Below are 15830 nucleotides of genomic sequence, written 5' to 3' on the forward strand. Positions count from 1 at the left end.
GTTGTAGGCATGATTTTATTGAATCCTATTATTTAGGATTAATGTTTTATATTTTGGTTTACAGGATACTGGCACCGTTGCACAATACGAGTCAAGCGGCAATTGCGGCAGTCATCAAATCAACCGATGAGGATCGAGATGGAAGCACCACTACAGGGCATTAGGGTGATCGAGTTCTGTAACGTCGCAGCGGGACCTTATTGCGGCATGCTACTGGGCGATATGGGCGCCGACGTGATCAAGGTCGAGCACCCCGGGGGCGGCGATACGCTGCGCGCCTGGCCGCCGATTTCCGATGGCTTCAGCGAAAACTTCGCGTCGCTCAATCGCAACAAGCGCTCGGTCACGCTCGATCTGAAGGCGCCGGCGCAGGCCGCGCAGGCGCGCGAACTGATTCGCTCGGCCGACGTGGTCATCGAGAACAATCGCCCGGGCGTGATGAGCCGGTTGGGTCTGGGTTATGAAGACGCCCGGGCACTCAATCCACGCATCGTGTACTGCTCGATTTCGGCCTACGGCCAGAGCGGGCCGCGCGCGCAGGAAGGCGGCTTCGATCTGACCGTGCAGGCCATGAGCGGCATCATGAGCGTGACCGGCGAGCCGGGCGGCGCGCCGGTCAAGTGCGGTGTGCCGCTGGCGGATTTCTCCGCCGGGCTGTATGCGGCGTTCGCGGTCGTCTCGGCCTTGCGTGGCGTTGCCGGGAGCGGGCAGGGCACGCATATCGACGTGCCGATGCTGGGCGCGACACTGGCCATCGCGGCGCTGCAGACTTCGGAGTATTTCGGCACCGGCAAGGATCCGGCGAAGCTCGGTTCGGCGCATCCGCGCAATGCGCCTTACCAGGCCTTCAAGGCGCGCGACACGTATTTCGGCATGGCTGCCGGCAATGATGCGCTGTGGCGCGCGGTATGCCAGGTGATCGGGCGCCCCGAACTGGCGGGTGACGCGCGCTTTGCCAGCACTACGCTGCGCGCGCGCCACCAGGCCGAATTGCGCGCGCTGCTCGAAGACATCTTCGCCGATGCCGATGCCGCGCTGTGGCTTGAACGGTTTCGTGCCGCCGGGGTGCCATGCGCGCCGATCAATACCTATTCCGAAGTGTTGGCCGATGTGCAGGTCGAGCATATGGGCTGGGTGCAGCCGCTGACTTTGCCCAATGGCGTGGCGACCAGGACATTTGGCTCGCCGATCCGCTTTTCCGGCCAAACGCCGGCCATTCGCCTGCGCCCGCCGGCACTCGGCGAGCACAACGAGGCATTGCTTGGCGGCCTTGCCGCGCCTGCCGCCGCTCCCGTGACGGAGGACGAAGCATGATCCTGGCGATCGACAAGCAGACGGCCCATTGGTCGATCACGCTGAACCGGCCCGACAAGCTCAACGCGCTGTCGGCCGAGATGGTCGAGGCGCTGATCGACGCGCTCGATGCAGCCGCGGCAGCCCAGGTGGCGGCGGTGACGCTGCAGGGTGAGGGACGCTGTTTCAGTGCGGGATTCGATATGAGCGAGGTCGAGCGGCACAGCGAAGGGGATTTGCTGCTGCGTTTCGTGCGTATCGAGCAATTGCTGCAGCGCGTGGCCGGCGCGCCGTTTCACACCATTGCGCTGGCGCACGGCCGCAATTTTGGCGCGGGCGTCGATCTGATTGCTGCCTGCAATTTGCGCGTGGCCGCACCCGGCACGACGTTCCGGATGCCGGGCCTGCAGTTCGGGCTGGTGCTGGGCTCCGCCCGTCTGGCGCGCATCGTCGGTGTGCGCGAAGCCCAGCGGCTGCTGGAGACCTCGGCGACATTCGACGTCGAACGCGCATTGCGTAACGGCTTTATCGAGCAGGTGGCGGCGCCCGAGCAGTTCGGGCAAGTGCGGGCCGAGGCGGTGGCCCGCGCCACGGCGTTACCGGCGGCGAGCCGCGCGCAGTTGCTCGCCGTGCTGCGCGCGCCCGAACTCGCCCAGGCCGATGCCGAACTCGCTGCGCTGGTGCGCTCGGCCGCCGTGCCTGGACTCAAGCAGCGCATCGACGCCTATCGCCATCCGGCCGGCGCAGGCCAGGCGGGCACGGCTTCGGCCCCGACCCAACGTTCCTAGATCGCAAGGAGCTCCCATGAGTTCAGGTTTTCCCGATAAAAACAAGCGTGTGACACTGGAAGCGCTCGCGGCGCTCGTTCCCAGCGGCGCGTCAGTCGCGCTCGGCGGCAGCTTTCTGCATCGCGGCCCGTTCGCTTTTGTGCGCGAACTGATTCGCCAGGAAAAGCGCGAGCTCGAAATCATCAAGCAATCGCCCGGCTACGATATCGACATTCTGTGTCGTGCCGGCGTGGCCACGCGCGCGCGCTGCGGCATTGTCGCGATGGAAGGCAATTTCGGTCTGGCGCCGCATTACCGCAAGGCGGTCGAGCGCGGCGCGCTCACGCTGGAAGAGCATGCCTGCGCGAGCTTGACAGCCGGGTTGCGCGCGGCCGCGTATGGCGTGCCGTTCCAGCCGTGCGGCGGGTTGCACGGTAGCGACCTGACGCGCATCAACGGCTGGCAATGCATCGAAGACCCTTATGGCAGCGGCGAGAAGACCTGGGTGATTCCGGCAATCACCCCCGACTTTGCGGTGCTGCATGCCAGCAGCATCGACCCGGACGGTAACGTGCGCATCGCTGGCACCTATCATTGGGACCGCATTCTCAGCCGCGCGGCCAGGAGCGTGCTGGTGGTGGCCGAGGCGGTATCCGAGGAAGACTTTGCGAAGCAGCCGGAATTGACGGTCGTGCCTTATTTCATGGTGCAGGCTTACGCTGTGGTCCCGGGCGGGGCCTGGCCGGGTTCGTGCTGGCCGAGCTATGAGATCGACTATCCGGCGGTCGAGGCGTATCTGTCCAATGAACCCGGCGCGCTCGAAGCCCACCTGGCGCGGGCGCCGGAAGCAAGGAGCAAGCATCATGCATGAGGAAGAATGGTCTGGCTTTTCCTATATCGTGACCAATCTGGCGCGTTTCATTCGTCCCAATGAGATCACCTTCAGCGGCGTCAATTCGACCTTGCCGATGCTGGCCTGCCTGATGGCCAAGCGGGCCTATGACTGGAACTTCGTCTACATCAATGTGGCGGGTGGGGTCGATCCGAGTCCGTCTTCGATTCCGCTGTCGAGCTCCGACCCGGTGCTGGCTGAAGGCTCGGCGTCGATTTTCGCCAATGAGGATTTCTACGATCTGTGCACGCGCGGGCGCATGGATCTGACCTTTCTCGGCGCGGCGCAGCTCGACGGCGCGGGCTGCGCCAACAATTCTTGCATCGGCGAGTGGGCGCACCCCAAGGTGCGCCTGCCGGGCGGCGGGGGCGGCGCGGTGATGCTGCCCACCGCGCGGCGCGCCTGCACGTGGCGCACCGAGCATTCGCGCCGCACGCTGGTGGAGAAGCTCGATTTCATGACATCGTGGGGCGGCATGCATGGCGTGGCCACGCCGATCGCGGTGTTCGTCAAGCGCAATGATCGGCTCGCGCTGCAGTCGTGGCATCCCGCGTCGAGCCTGGCTGAGGTCCGCGAGCGCACCGGCTTCGAGTTCGATGCTACCGACGCAACGCCCACGCCGCTGCCGAGCCCGCGCGAGCAGGCGGCGCTGCGCTCGCTCGATCCGCACGGCCAGTTCGAGCGTGACGCCGCGATTCGTCTTCGGTGAGCGGCATGCGCATTCCTACGATTCTCGATGCCGGCGACCCGCCGGCAACGTTGGCGCATGCAATGGCAAGCTATTGGCGTGCCGAGCAGGTTCAATCGTTGACGGCATTGAGCGACGGCGCGCGCAGCCTCACCTACGCGCAACTTGAGGCTCGCACGGCGCGCCTGGCGGCAACGCTGCGAATGCGCGGCGCGGCGCCCGGCGACGTGCTCGCAATCACGATGCGGCGCTCGCTCGACGCAGTGCTGCTGCTGTTGGCGAGCGTTCGCGCCGGCATGTGCCCGTGCGTGCTCGAACCGATGCTGCCGGCCGAGGAGGTTGGCGAGCGCCTGGCGCTGGTGGGTGCCCGCTGGCTCGCGTTCGACGGCGACCATCGCACGCTGGCTGGCGCGCTGGCCTTGCCCGCACTCGATGCCTTCGAGTTCGATGCGCTCGAAGCAGCCGACATGCCAGGTAATGTCGTCACGGTGGAGCACGCAGCCAATGGGATTGCGCCTGGCACGCGCGCCTTGCTGCTGTTTACGTCAGGCAGCACCGGCCGGCCCAAGGCGGTCGAGCTGACTCAGGCGGCGCTGCTGAACAATGCGCTTGGGGTCATCGCGCACAGTGAACTCGGCAACGCCGACCGCCTGCTGCACGTGATGCCGATCTATCACACCAATGGCGTGAACAATCAGTTGTTCGCGCCACTGCTGGCCGGCGCATGCGTTGTCTTCGCCGAGCGCTTTCGCGCCGAGGACATGCCGGGGCTGATGGCGCGGCATCGGCCGTCCATCATCACCGGCGTGCCGACGATGTATTCGCGGATGCTGGCGCAGTCGTTCGAGGCGCAGGCACTGAGCAATCTGCGCATGGCGCGCTGCGGCTCGGCGCCCATCACCGAGACCCTGCACCGCCAGGTCGAGCAGAAACTCGGTTGCCCGCTGGTGGTGTCGTATGGCCTGTCGGAAGCCACCTGCACCAGCACGATGAACCCGCCGGCGGCGCGGCGCATCGGCTCGGTCGGCACAGTGCTGCGCGGACAGCGCGTGCGTTTGCGTGAGGCGGACGGCTCGCTTACCGATACCCCGGGTCGCGAGGGTGAGATCTGCATCGGCGGGCCCAGCCTGATGGCGGGCTATCTGGGTGCGCCCGATGCCACCAGTCGCGCGGTGGTCGACGGCTGGCTCGGTACGGGCGATCTCGGCCGTTTCGATGGCGACGGCTATCTGTACGTGACCGGGCGCATCAAGGACGTGATCATCCGCGGCGGCGAGAATCTCTCGCCGCTGCTGATCGAGAGCGTGATCGTCAGCCAGACGCGCGTGGCGGCCTGCTGCGTGGTCGGCCGAGCCGATCGAGATCTTGGCGAGGTGCCGGTGGCGTTCGTCGTCCGTGGCGGTGAAGTCTCGGTCGACGCCGCTCAGGTGTGCGACGCGGTGCGCCGCAAGCTGTCGCGCATCTATGTTCCGCAAGAGGTGTTTTTCGTGCCTGCCTTGCCTGAGACGGCGGTGGGCAAGGTCGACCGCAAGGTACTGGCCGCGCGGGTCGCGCAAGGCGTCGCGGCCTGATCCCGGGCGATGTTCACACGGCGTCGCGCGGCAATGCGCGGCGACCGTGGTGCTGTTGGAGCTCGAGCAGCCATGTTGCCAGTTGGTCGCGATCGACCAGAATGCACTGAGTGGCGCGCGCCAGTTTGGCCGCGCCCGGGGTGAAATAGCGGTTGGTCACTACCATCGCGTGCGTGCACCGATACGGCGCCTTGCCGGCGACCGCGTCACTGACTGCGGTGCGTGCGACGTTGCCGTTTTGCCGCTTGCACTGTACTGCATAGCGCGCCTGCGCGCTGTGCGCGACGATGTCGACACCCAGATCGCCGGAGCGTTGCGTCACGCGCGTATCGAAGCCGCGGTGGGCCAGCAGGCCCGCGACGTAGTGCTCGAATTCATGACCGGTCATGCGATCGATGTCCGCCAGCCGAATGGCCCGCTGGCGGCGCGCCTGGCGCCAGGCGCCGGCGAGTTTGCCAGTGCTCCAGCCCAACCCCGCCAAGCCCAGCGCGACGGCGAAGAACACGAGCACGCGGGGCGCGGCATGGATGACGAGCCGCTCGAGCGCAGGCAGATGCCGGTTCACAATTGCCAATATCGCCAGCAGCGACAGTACCGCGACAGCCGAGCGCAACGAGGGGCTGGATCGTTTCGAGCGTCGGGACTTGCGATGGGCCATGACGGGGATGCGCGGAGAAATCGTCGGGGGAGAAAAATACTACAAAACGGCTCGCCCGGGCAGGGCGTGCGCGAAAAGGGGGTGGGTCCAACCCGTCATCGATCCGGGGCGTGATGATCTCACCATGACTTAGCGAGCCAGCAGGATTGACATCAAGGGCTGCGGCGTTAAGATCATCCCGATAGTCGCCTGTGGGATGGGCGCGTCGGTTGCGCGAAAATTTCGGTGGAGGAAACGTCATGTCAGGACTGCTCAAGAAACATTTCGATATGCTGGCACGCTACAACGCCTGGGCCAATGTCCGCTTGTTCGAGGCCGCAGGCAACCTGCCCGACGCCGATTATCGTGCCGACCGTGGCGCCTTTTTCAGGTCGGTGCACGGGACCTTGAATCATCTGCTGGTGACTGACCGCGTCTGGATGCGGCGCTTTACCGGCGAGGGTGATGCCCCCGATCGACTCGATGCGATTTTGTGCGAGTCCCTCGACGAGCTGCGCCGCGCGCGCGAGATGGAAGATGCGCGCATCGTACGTTACGTGACGGGGCTCGATAAGGCGGCCCTGGCCGGCGTCATCACCTACCGCCGCGTGTCCACGCCGGAGGTGCTGACGCAGCCGCTTGCGCCGGCCCTCGCGCATTGGTTCAATCACCACGCGCATCACCGCGGGCAGGTGCACGCCTTACTGACCGGGCTCGGCCGGCAGGCGCCGGAGCTCGACCTGCTTATTTTTCAGCGGCTGGTCGATAGAGGGCTGGTTTGAGCGATCCGACGGCAGGACTATTCCCGATCTTCACAACCGGTTGATGAATGAACAAGAAAAAGGCATGGCAGGAAAAGGCGCTCGCCGGCGCGCTGGCAGTGGCGATACTCGGCGCGAGCGGTACTGCATCGGCCGACACCTTCGGCGTTCAACTGGCGGGCGGCATCGCCCAGCATCACGTCCGAAAGCTCGATCTCGGCGTGGCCTGGGATCCGAACGTGACCTGGTGGGAGGTCGGCGGCTGGCATTTTTCGCTGATCGGCGAGGCGCATCTGGCGTGGTGGCATACCGACGAGGGCGATGTGCATGAGAATATTGCCGAGGTCGGCGTCACCCCGGTGGTGCGTTTCATCAAATCGTCAGGCGCGGTGAGACCGTTCATCGAGGGCGGCGTTGGCGTGCGGCTGCTGTCGAGTCCAACCATCTCGAGCAGTTACCGCCTGTCGACCGCATTCCAGTTCGCCGATATGGTGGGCGTCGGCGTGCAATTCGGCCATCGTCAACAGTATCTGGCCGGGTTCCGCTTCCAGCATGTGTCGAACGCGGATATCAAACAACCGAATCCCGGCGCCAATTTCAGTCAAATTTACCTTCAATACAATTTTTGACGATGCACGCACCGTATCATGTGCAGGCGGCACCCGATACGCTCGCGGGCGGGTGTCCCCAGCATCGCGAAAATCCTCTACACTCATGGCAAATCAGCCGGCACGCGGTGGCGGGCGCGATGCGCCAGCCGCGTTGGCCCGACCGCCGGGCGAGCATTGGCCGGTCGATACTCGCGGGGTTTTTTCCATTTTGTGTCGCACATCGAGGTCTCTATGCACTCTGCACTTCGCAACTTTCTCGTGATTGCCTGCGTCACGCTCCTGGCCGCGTGTTCCTCGGGCAACAAGACCGAGCCGGCGCCGATCACGAGTGCGGGCAACGGTAGCGCCAATGGCACTTCGCAATCCCAAGGGGTTGCTCCAGTCACCACGCAGACCAGCGAATTGAACAGCCCCGATAACCTGAACAATCCGAATAGCCCGCTGGCCAAGCGCAGCATCTACTTCGATTTCGACAGCTATACGGTCAAGCCCGAGTTTCAAAGTTTGCTGGAAGCTCACGCAAAATACCTGATTGCGCACCCTCAGCAGCATATTCTGATTCAGGGCAACACCGACGAGCGGGGCACCAGTGAATACAATCTGGCGCTTGGCGAGAAGCGCTCCGAAGCGGTGCTGAAGTATCTGGCGCTGCTCGGCGTGCCGAATAACCAGATGGAAGCGGTCAGTCTGGGCAAAGAGCAGCCGCGAGCGCTGGGCCACGACGAAGCGGCCTGGGCGGAGAACCGGCGCGCCGATATCGTTTATCAATAAGCGCGCGCGCTGCGCGCCGCAGCTCAGGCGACGCGTCGGGCACGCTGCGGTGTTGCCGTGACCGCGGCGGCCGGCGCCGGTTTGACAGCGGGCTCGGCCCGCAAGCCGCCGAACGTGGCGGTGACGACGTCGAATACCTGCTGCGCGGCAATGTGCAATGGCTGGCACACCATGCCGGCCGCGCAGACCGCCGGCGTGGTATCGGCGATGCGCTCGATCGCGTTGGCGCAATCATCCTGCCAACGCTGCATCGCCGCATTCAAATGTTCCAGGACCGCCTGTTGGCGGTTTTGCGTCTCGATGAGAAAGCCCCAGAAATTGCCCGCATGCTCGGTTTGCCGACGCACCAGTTGCATCTGCAATGACATTGCGGCGGCCGCGTCCGCGGCACCGGCGATGGCGGTCATCGACTCGCACAGCGCGGCGGCGCTCGCTTGAACATTCTGCAATGCACCGGCCTGCATGTGACTGGCCTGCGCAAGGCAAATATGACCGAGGCTTGCGCCAAGTTCAGCATTGGCTTGATGCAGATCCTGCAGGGCGCTGGCGTTAAATGGCATGAATGTCTCCTGGCGTGCGTGATGCGCATGACGACGAAAATCCCGGCAAGGGGAATCAGCGTCAACATGCTAGATGAAACGCACCGCGGTCCGACGGACATTCGTGCAAAAATTTTGCATCAATTTGTAAAAGGCTTCGACAGGCGGCGGCCACGACGTCAAGCGTCGTGGCCGCGCTCCCGGATGCGGCGACTGAGGCGTTGGCTCAGGCCAGCGCGGCGCGCCGCAGGTTGGCGGAGATGCCTTTCATGAGCAGCACGGAAATCAGGCTGATGCCGGCGACAATCACCATGTACAAGACCACCAGGCCCGATTTGCCGCCACCGGCATTGATGAGCGCAGTGGCGATGAGCGGCGTCAGGCCGCTGGCGAAGATCCCGGAGAATTGATAGGCAAACGACACACCGGTGTAGCGTACATTCGCGTCGAATTGGCTGGCAAACAGCGACGACTCGGTGCCGTACACCATCGGATAGGCCAGCGAGAAAGGCAGGATCACCGCGATCATCACGATGCCCGGATGCTGTGCCCCGAAGCGGTCCATGGTCCAGAACGACAGCGCCGTCAGGATGGCGATCATGATCGTGCCCCAGGCGAACACGCGGCGCAATCCGAAGCGATCGGCGAGTATGCCGGCGACGATGATGAACGGCAGCATGATCGCCGATGAGATGATCACCGTGTTGAGCGCCAGGCCGCGCGTGAGCCCGAGCGAGTGGGTGACGTAGTAAATGATGAATACCCCGAAGGTGTTGAAGCAGGCGCCTTCGACATAGCGCGCGCCCAGCGTCAGCAGCACTTCACGCTTGTAGTTCCTGAACAGCTCGGTGATCGGCACCGGCACGATCTTGTTTTCGAGCCGGGCTTTTTCGAAGTCAGGGGTCTCCATGATTTTCAGCCGCACATACAGGCCAATGGCCACCAGCGCCGCACTGACGAAAAACGCCGCGCGCCAACCCCACGCAATGAAGGCTGTGTCGGGAAACAAATTGAGCACGGCGACGACTCCGGCGCTGCTCATCAGCCCCAGCGGTACGCCCAGCTGCGGCCAGCTGCCATAAAGACTGCGCTTGCCCGGCGGCGCGTGCTCGATGGTCATCAGCACGGCGCCGCCCCATTCGCCGCCGATGCCGATACCCTGCAGAATGCGCAGCAGCAACAGCAGCAGCGGTGCGGCGATGCCGATCGAATCGGTGGTGGGCAGCGCGCCGATCAGGAAGGTCGAGCCGCCCATGATGAGCATGGTGAGCACGAGAATGGTCTTGCGGCCGAGGCGATCTCCGTAATGTCCGAAAATAATCCCTCCGATAGGGCGGGAGAGGAAGCCGACGGCAAAGGTGGTGTAGGCGGCGATGGTGCCCATCACGGGCGACATGCTCGGGAAAAACAGGCGGTTGAGCACGATCGGCGTGAGCACGCCGTAAAGGAAGAAATCGTACCACTCGATGGTGGTGCCCAAAGTGCTGGCCAGGACGATCAGCGACTTGCTTGAAGGTGGTGAGGCGCTGCGGTCTGCGATTTCCATGATGTCTCCTGAGGGGTGCTTTGTCTTTCACAACCTGAACGGCACATCGGTGATCGGTACAGCTTGAAGCGTATTCTTCTTTTAATAAAAAATTGGAACGAAATTGATAAACAAAAATTACATTAAAAGTATAGGCTTGCGTTTTTGGAATGAATTATTCCATTGATAGAGATTTACCCTAAATTTCGTCGAAAATACGGGGAAACGGTACGGGCGCCCGGATGGCGCGACCGATGCGCGCAAGGCCGGCGCCACCGGGGACGATCAACCGCGCTGGGCGGCCGCCGCCGGGGTTTCGTCGTCGTCCTCGCGGCTGGGGGTGAAGATCGATCCGATGGCCTGCGCCGCACGACGCAGGGCCGGCACGAGTTCGAGGCCCTGGGCAATGCTCACCCGCGAGGCGGGGGCGTGAAAGGCAACGGCGGCGTAGACTTGCCCGCGCGGGTCGCACACCGGCACGGCCACAGCCACCGAGTCATCGAATAGTTCGCCATCGTGAATGGCGATTTGCGTGGCCTTGACCTGGCGCAACTCTTTCTCGAGGGTTTGCAGGTCGGTGATGGTTTTGTCCGTATAGCGCTTGAACGGCTCTTTGCCCAGCAGGCGGTGCACGCTCTTGGAGGACATCCGGCTCAAAAAGATTTTGCCGCTGGCGGTGCAATGCAGCGGCACGCGCGTGCCGGGTTCGAGATGCAGGCGCAGCGGCAGCGGCGTCTCGACCCGGTCGAGATACAGCACCTCGTTGCCGTCGAGCATCGTCAGGTTGCAGCTTTCGCCGATTTCGTCGACCAGCGTTTGCAGTACTGAATGACTTTGGGCGCGCAATGTCGAGTGCTGCATGACGTCGATCGCCAGCGACGACAGGCGGGCGCCGATGATGTAGCGCTTGCTGAGCGGCTCGCGCTGCAGCAGATCGGCCTCCTGGAGCATCGCCAAAATGCGGAATACCGTCGGCTTGGGCAGGTTGCAGGCTTGCGTGGCATCGTCCAGCGAGACTGGCACGCTGGCCCTGGCGACATACTCCAGCACGGAAAAAGCGCGCAGTGCGGTGGACTCGGGCGGGGCCACATCTTTTGTCGGCATAAGGCTTCGGGCAGCGGAACCAAGGGGTTCGATATTGTATTGCATGTGCGTCGCTCCCAAGACGCCAGGGCCCCGAGCGGGTCAGAGCGCCGGCTTCAGGCCCAGCAAGCGTCGCGCCTCGGCCGGGCTGGCCGGATGCCGCCCATGCCGGGCGCAGACGTCGACGATCTTCTTGACCAGTTCCGCGTTACTGGCGGCCAGACGGCTCTGGTCGAAGCGCGTATTGTCCTCCAGTCCGGTGCGGCAATGACCCCCTTCGGCCAGACACCATTGATTGACTTCCCACTGGTGCCGCCCAATGCCGGCCGCGACCCAGGTGGCTTCGGGCATCACGGCGCGCAACTCGGCGCGCAGGAAATCGAAGATCGAACGCCGTGCCGGCATGGCGTTGGGGATGCCCATGACGAACTGCACGTGCGGCGCCGGTTTGAGCAGCCCTTTCTTGAGCAGATTGGCCGCGTTGTACAGCATCGCCAGATCGAACACCTCGATTTCCGGCTTGATGCCGTTCTCGAGCATCGTGGCGGCGAGCCCCTCGACGAAATCGGGCGGGTTTTCGTAGATGTTGGTCGGGAAGTTGACCGAGCCGGTGGCGAGTGACGCCATGTCTGGCTTGAGGTGCAGCATCGCGCCGCGCGCGGCCTGATCGCGGCCGCGTCCGCCGGTGGAAAACTGGACGATCATGCCCGGGCAGTATTTGCGCACGCCTTCCTGCACCCGCCCGTACAGCTCCGGGTCGGAACTTGGCGACTCGTCGGGGTTGCGTACGTGGATATGGACCAGCGAAGCACCCGCTTCGAACGCTTCGTGCGTCGACTCGATCTGCTCGGGCGGAGTGACCGGCACGGCGGGGTTGTCCTTCTTGCGCGGCAGCGCGCCGGTGATGGCTATGGTAATGATGACAGGCTCGGTCATGCCAAATCTCCTCACGTGGATCGCGCTCAGGGTGATGCAAATGTCACTCAATGAAATGATGTATTCCATTATTGCAATTACTAAACTGTTGTGCAATTATTTTGTTCAGAGAAATAAATTCTTTCATTGGATGAAATTTGTTGGCATTGCTCCTCGGCATTGCCGGCGGCACCCAGCAGGCCTTTCATCGACGCGTTGCGATCCACAGGAGAACGACTGCCGTGAGCAATTCAGACATGACGTACCAGGATCTGCTGCAAATCATCGAGCTGATCAAATCGTCGTCGCAGTTCGGCGAGTTCCATTTGAAGATGGGCGACCTCGAGATCGATCTGCGGCGGCGCGATGGCGGCGAAGCGCCGGCCAGCACGCCCCTGCCGGCCGCCCGCGAAGACCGGGCCGTTGCCCCTGCCGCCGCGCCGAGATCGGCGCAGCTGCCGGCTGAGGCACCCGCCACGCGTCAGCGTCATGGTCACGTCGGCGGCGGCGAAATCGTTGTCGAGCCGACTGCCTCGGAACCGGGCGAAGGGGCAGGGGACGGGAGCGCAGAAGCGCGCCAGGCGCCGCTGGCCTATCCGCCCGGCGCGGTCCTGATCAAATCGCCGATGGTTGGCACCTTCTACCGCGCGCCCGAGCCCGGTGCGCGCTCCTTCGCCGAGGTCGGGCAACGTGTGGCGCCCGACACCACGGTGTGCATCATCGAGGTGATGAAACTGATGAATTCGATCCCGGCCGGGCGAGCCGGCATCGTGACCCACGTGCTGGTCGAGGATGGCGAGCCGGTCGAGTACGGGCAGGTGCTGATGGTGGTCGACCCCGACTGAGCGTCAAACGCGGCGGACGGATCAGCTCGGGTGGCCGGCGCATGCCGGTGCAGGGTACGGCAACAACACGGGACTAACGCGTGACGATCATGGCAAAACCTTTCAAGCGTGTACTGGTGGCCAACCGGGGTGAAATCGCGGTGCGCATTTTGCGGGCCTGCCGCGAACTCGGCTTGGAAACCGTGCAGATTTATTCCGAGGCCGACCGCGACTCGCTCGCCGTGCGGCTGGCCGACCGGGCGGTGTGCATCGGGCCGCCGCGCTCGAGCCAAAGCTATCTGAATGCGGAGTTCATCGTCTCGGCCGCGCTGATGCACTGCGCTGACGCGATTCATCCCGGCTACGGCTTTCTCTCCGAAAACGCGCATTTTGCGCGTTTGTGCGAGAAGGAGGAGATCACCTTTATCGGGCCGAGCGCGGATGTCATTACGCTCATGGGAGACAAGGCGATGGCACGGCGCATGGCCGACGAGGCGGGGGTGCCGACCACGCCGGGCTCGGCGGGCACCGTCTCGGGCGTGCCGGAGGCGCGTGCGGTGGCGGCCCGCCTCGGCTATCCGGTGATCTTGAAGGCGGCCGCCGGCGGCGGCGGGCGGGGCATGCGGATAGTGCATGCCGACAAGGACCTCGAGACCGAGTATCTCAATGCAGCGCGCGAGGCCAAGGCGGCCTTTAACGACGATGCGATCTATGTCGAAAAGTACCTGACGCGCATCCGGCACATCGAAATTCAAATCCTGTCCGATGGCGAGCGCGTGCTGCATCTGGGTGAGCGCGATTGCTCGATTCAGCGACGCAATCAGAAGCTGCTCGAAGAGAGCCCGTCGCCGGTACTGGACGACGCCGTGCGCGCCCGCATCGGCGAGGCCGCGGTGCGCCTGTGCCGGCATGTCGGCTATACGAGCGCCGGCACGATTGAATGCATTCTCGATCCGGCCAGCGGCGAATTCTATTTCATGGAGATGAATACCCGCGTGCAGGTCGAGCATCCGGTCAGCGAATTGGTGACCGGCATCGACATCGTCAAGGCGCAGATCGGCATTGCCCAGGGGCAACCGCTGGCGATCGACCAGAGCGAGATCCGCTTGCAGGGCCATGCGATCGAGTGCCGCATCAATGCCGAGGATCCGGACAACGGTTTCGCGCCGTGTCCCGGCGCGATCGCTCATTTTCATATGCCTGGCGGCCCCGGCATCCGGGTTGACTCTCATCTGTACACCGGTTATCGCGTGCCGCCGTACTACGATTCGCTGCTGGCCAAGGTCATCGCCTGGGGCCACTCGCGCGAGGAGGCGTTGGCGCGCATGCGCCGCGCGCTGTGGGAGATGCGTGTGGAGGGAGTCAAAACCACGTTGCCGTTTCACCAGAAGCTGCTGCGCGATGCGCGGTTCCAGCAAGGCGACGTACATACCAGGTTTGTCGAGGAAAACATGCTGGAGGCGCTATGACGCAAGCCGCTAAGGTGCCCGCTGGCACGCCCCGTGAGACTTTCGAGCTGGTCGATGTGACACTGCGCGATGCCCATCAGTGCCTGTGGTCGACTCGCATGACCACCGCGATGATGACGCCGATTCTCGAGGCGATCGATCATGCCGGTTACGGCTACGTGAACATTCTCGGCGGCGCGGTGTTCGACGTGTGCGTGCGCTACCTGCACGAAAACCCGTGGGAGCGCGTGGGGTTGCTGTGCGAGCGCCTGGCCACGCCCTGCGATGGCCTGACGCGAGGACAGAGCCTGTACACCTTCGAGCTGTTTCCCGACGATGTCATCGCATTGAACTCCGAAGCGCTGGCCCGGCGGGGCATCAAGGTTCTGACGGTGTACGACGCGCTCAACGACAATCGCAATATCGAGTCATCGGTCAAATCAGGCCGCGAGGCCGGCATGAAGATCAACGCGATGGTCACATACACGCTGAGCCCGGTGCATACCGACGCCTATTACGTCGAACGCGTTAAGGAGCTGGTTGCGCTGCGGACCGACTTCATTTCGGTCAAGGACCCCACCGGCCTGCTCACGCCGGCGCGGGGCCGCACGCTGTTCCCGGCGCTGGTGGCCGCAGCCGGCGGGATTCCGCTCAAGCTGCACTCGCATTGCCAGTCGGGGCTGGCACCCGCGGTCTACGAGGTGGCAATGGCCAGCGGCTTCCGTTACGGCTACACGGCCGTCGAGCCGCTGGCCAATGGCGCGTCGTTGCCGGCCACCGAGGAGATCGACGACAAGGCGCGGGCGCTGGGTTTGCGCACTGGTATCGATCGCGGCGCGCTGCGGGAGGTTTCCGGCTATTTCGATTGGCTGTGCGAGCGCGAAGGCAAGCCGCACGGCAAAGTAGCTGCTTACGACCCGGCCTTGTATGAACACCAGGTGCCGGGCGGCATGATCTCGAATCTCAAGTCGCAACTGGAGACGATGGGCATGGCGGCGCGCTTGCCGGAGATTCTGGAGGAGGCTGCGCAGGTCCGGCAGGATCTTGGCTACCCGATCCTGGTCAGCCCGTTTGCCCAGTACATCATCACCCAGGCGGTGCTCAATGTCGTGCAGGGCGAGCGCTACAAGACGATTCCGGATGAGGTGCGCAAGTATGCGATGGGCTATTACGGCAAGCTGGCCGCCAAGCCGGCCGACGCATTCTGGGAGCGCGCCAATATCAAGCCTGAAGAAATCGTCACGGCCCGGCCGGGCGAGCACCTCGCGCCGGGGCTGCCGCGCCTGCGTCGCGCGCTCGGCAAGAGCGCGAGCGACGAAGATCTGCTGCTGCACGCGTTCTATGACGAGGCGCTGCTCAAGAGCCTGAGGAATCCGGTGCCGGAGTGCCGCTTCAGGACCTCGCCCTTGCACGAGCTGCTCGGCTATCTGGGCGCGCGCGCGGATATTGGCTATGCGCGTGTGCGCTTTGCCGGTACGGAGATGACCATCAGGATATGACAAGCG

Annotated in this window: 16 protein-coding genes; 11 read left to right on the forward strand and 5 right to left on the reverse strand. The window is 63.9% G+C overall.

Going from position 1 to position 15830, the window contains the following annotated elements:
• Nucleotides 1–138 precede the first annotated feature (138 nt).
• The 5 genes from EPN80_RS15745 to EPN80_RS15765 are packed head-to-tail and all read left to right on the forward strand — an operon-like array spanning nt 139 to nt 5211.
• Nucleotides 139–1314, forward strand: a complete 1176-nt coding sequence (locus tag EPN80_RS15745) for a CoA transferase (RefSeq protein WP_293029268.1) — start codon at nt 139–141, stop codon at nt 1312–1314.
• Nucleotides 1311–2081, forward strand: coding sequence for an enoyl-CoA hydratase/isomerase family protein (locus tag EPN80_RS15750; RefSeq protein WP_293029271.1), 771 nt, complete (start codon nt 1311–1313; stop codon nt 2079–2081). Before EPN80_RS15745 ends, EPN80_RS15750 begins: the two co-directional genes overlap by 4 nt.
• Before the next feature lie 16 nt (nt 2082–2097).
• Complete coding sequence (locus EPN80_RS15755) at nt 2098–2931, forward strand: CoA transferase (protein ID WP_293029274.1); 834 nt, start codon at nt 2098–2100, stop codon at nt 2929–2931.
• Nucleotides 2924–3661 (forward strand): CoA-transferase subunit beta, encoded by a 738-nt coding sequence (locus EPN80_RS15760; protein ID WP_293029276.1) that lies wholly within the window; start codon nt 2924–2926, stop codon nt 3659–3661. The genes EPN80_RS15755 and EPN80_RS15760 overlap by 8 nt, the downstream gene beginning before the upstream one ends.
• 5 nt (nt 3662–3666) lie before the next feature.
• On the forward strand, nt 3667–5211 hold the full coding sequence (locus tag EPN80_RS15765) for a class I adenylate-forming enzyme family protein (protein ID WP_293029278.1): 1545 nt from the start codon (nt 3667–3669) through the stop codon (nt 5209–5211).
• A 13-nt stretch (nt 5212–5224) separates the two neighbouring features.
• Here the strand turns inward: EPN80_RS15765 and EPN80_RS15770 are convergent, their stop codons facing one another.
• Nucleotides 5225–5869 carry a restriction endonuclease gene (locus EPN80_RS15770; protein WP_293029281.1) on the reverse strand — a complete coding sequence of 215 codons (645 nt, stop codon included), beginning with the start codon at nt 5867–5869 and terminating at the stop codon, nt 5225–5227.
• 239 nt (nt 5870–6108) lie between these two features.
• On the opposite strand from EPN80_RS15770, the gene EPN80_RS15775 reads away from it, so the two are divergent.
• From EPN80_RS15775 to pal, 3 genes are all read left to right on the forward strand, one after another.
• Nucleotides 6109–6630: a DinB family protein gene (locus EPN80_RS15775; protein WP_293029284.1), complete on the forward strand. Its 522-nt coding sequence runs from the start codon at nt 6109–6111 to the stop codon at nt 6628–6630.
• A gap of 47 nt (nt 6631–6677) precedes the next feature.
• Nucleotides 6678–7238, forward strand: a complete 561-nt coding sequence (locus EPN80_RS15780) for an acyloxyacyl hydrolase (RefSeq protein WP_293029286.1) — start codon at nt 6678–6680, stop codon at nt 7236–7238.
• Between the two features lie 213 nt (nt 7239–7451).
• Nucleotides 7452–7991: a peptidoglycan-associated lipoprotein Pal gene (gene pal, locus EPN80_RS15785; RefSeq protein WP_293029289.1), complete on the forward strand. Its 540-nt coding sequence runs from the start codon at nt 7452–7454 to the stop codon at nt 7989–7991.
• A 23-nt stretch (nt 7992–8014) separates the two neighbouring features.
• Here pal and EPN80_RS15790 read toward each other — a convergent pair whose 3' ends face one another.
• The 4 genes from EPN80_RS15790 to EPN80_RS15805 form a co-directional block, all read right to left on the reverse strand.
• A complete protein-coding gene (locus EPN80_RS15790) occupies nt 8015–8551 on the reverse strand; it encodes a hypothetical protein (protein ID WP_293029291.1) in 537 nt (178 codons plus the stop codon).
• A gap of 205 nt (nt 8552–8756) precedes the next feature.
• A complete protein-coding gene (locus EPN80_RS15795; RefSeq protein WP_293029294.1) occupies nt 8757–10076 on the reverse strand; it encodes an MFS transporter in 1320 nt (439 codons plus the stop codon).
• Nucleotides 10077–10340: 264 nt separating this feature from the next.
• A complete protein-coding gene (locus tag EPN80_RS15800; RefSeq protein WP_293029296.1) occupies nt 10341–11159 on the reverse strand; it encodes an IclR family transcriptional regulator in 819 nt (272 codons plus the stop codon).
• Nucleotides 11160–11240: 81 nt separating this feature from the next.
• Nucleotides 11241–12074 (reverse strand): 3-keto-5-aminohexanoate cleavage protein, encoded by an 834-nt coding sequence (locus EPN80_RS15805; RefSeq protein WP_293029299.1) that lies wholly within the window; start codon nt 12072–12074, stop codon nt 11241–11243.
• Between the two features lie 221 nt (nt 12075–12295).
• Between EPN80_RS15805 and EPN80_RS15810 the strand changes: the two genes are divergently transcribed.
• The 3 genes from EPN80_RS15810 (at nt 12296) to EPN80_RS15820 (ending at nt 15824) form a co-directional block, all read left to right on the forward strand.
• A complete protein-coding gene (locus EPN80_RS15810; protein WP_293029300.1) occupies nt 12296–12898 on the forward strand; it encodes a biotin/lipoyl-containing protein in 603 nt (200 codons plus the stop codon).
• 89 nt (nt 12899–12987) lie between these two features.
• Nucleotides 12988–14346: an acetyl-CoA carboxylase biotin carboxylase subunit gene (gene accC, locus EPN80_RS15815; RefSeq protein WP_293029303.1), complete on the forward strand. Its 1359-nt coding sequence runs from the start codon at nt 12988–12990 to the stop codon at nt 14344–14346.
• Complete coding sequence (locus EPN80_RS15820; RefSeq protein WP_293029306.1) at nt 14343–15824, forward strand: pyruvate carboxylase subunit B; 1482 nt, start codon at nt 14343–14345, stop codon at nt 15822–15824. The genes accC and EPN80_RS15820 overlap by 4 nt, the downstream gene beginning before the upstream one ends.
• Nucleotides 15825–15830 lie beyond the last annotated feature (6 nt).

Origin of the sequence: Pandoraea sp. (assembly GCF_004297875.1) — a bacterium.
GTDB lineage: Bacteria > Pseudomonadota > Gammaproteobacteria > Burkholderiales > Burkholderiaceae > Pandoraea.

Coding starts and splice junctions, on each gene's coding strand:
- EPN80_RS15790 (WP_293029291.1), bottom strand. CDS start 8,551: ATGCCATTTAACGCCAGCGCCCTGCAGGATCTGCATCAAGCCAATGCT.
- EPN80_RS15805 (WP_293029299.1), bottom strand. CDS start 12,074: ATGACCGAGCCTGTCATCATTACCATAGCCATCACCGGCGCGCTGCCG.
- pal (WP_293029289.1), top strand. CDS start 7,452: ATGCACTCTGCACTTCGCAACTTTCTCGTGATTGCCTGCGTCACGCTC.
- accC (WP_293029303.1), top strand. CDS start 12,988: ATGGCAAAACCTTTCAAGCGTGTACTGGTGGCCAACCGGGGTGAAATC.
- EPN80_RS15780 (WP_293029286.1), top strand. CDS start 6,678: ATGAACAAGAAAAAGGCATGGCAGGAAAAGGCGCTCGCCGGCGCGCTG.
- EPN80_RS15755 (WP_293029274.1), top strand. CDS start 2,098: ATGAGTTCAGGTTTTCCCGATAAAAACAAGCGTGTGACACTGGAAGCG.
- EPN80_RS15760 (WP_293029276.1), top strand. CDS start 2,924: ATGCATGAGGAAGAATGGTCTGGCTTTTCCTATATCGTGACCAATCTG.
- EPN80_RS15750 (WP_293029271.1), top strand. CDS start 1,311: ATGATCCTGGCGATCGACAAGCAGACGGCCCATTGGTCGATCACGCTG.
- EPN80_RS15800 (WP_293029296.1), bottom strand. CDS start 11,159: ATGCCGACAAAAGATGTGGCCCCGCCCGAGTCCACCGCACTGCGCGCT.
- EPN80_RS15770 (WP_293029281.1), bottom strand. CDS start 5,869: ATGGCCCATCGCAAGTCCCGACGCTCGAAACGATCCAGCCCCTCGTTG.
- EPN80_RS15820 (WP_293029306.1), top strand. CDS start 14,343: ATGACGCAAGCCGCTAAGGTGCCCGCTGGCACGCCCCGTGAGACTTTC.
- EPN80_RS15765 (WP_293029278.1), top strand. CDS start 3,667: ATGCGCATTCCTACGATTCTCGATGCCGGCGACCCGCCGGCAACGTTG.
- EPN80_RS15795 (WP_293029294.1), bottom strand. CDS start 10,076: ATGGAAATCGCAGACCGCAGCGCCTCACCACCTTCAAGCAAGTCGCTG.
- EPN80_RS15745 (WP_293029268.1), top strand. CDS start 139: ATGGAAGCACCACTACAGGGCATTAGGGTGATCGAGTTCTGTAACGTC.
- EPN80_RS15775 (WP_293029284.1), top strand. CDS start 6,109: ATGTCAGGACTGCTCAAGAAACATTTCGATATGCTGGCACGCTACAAC.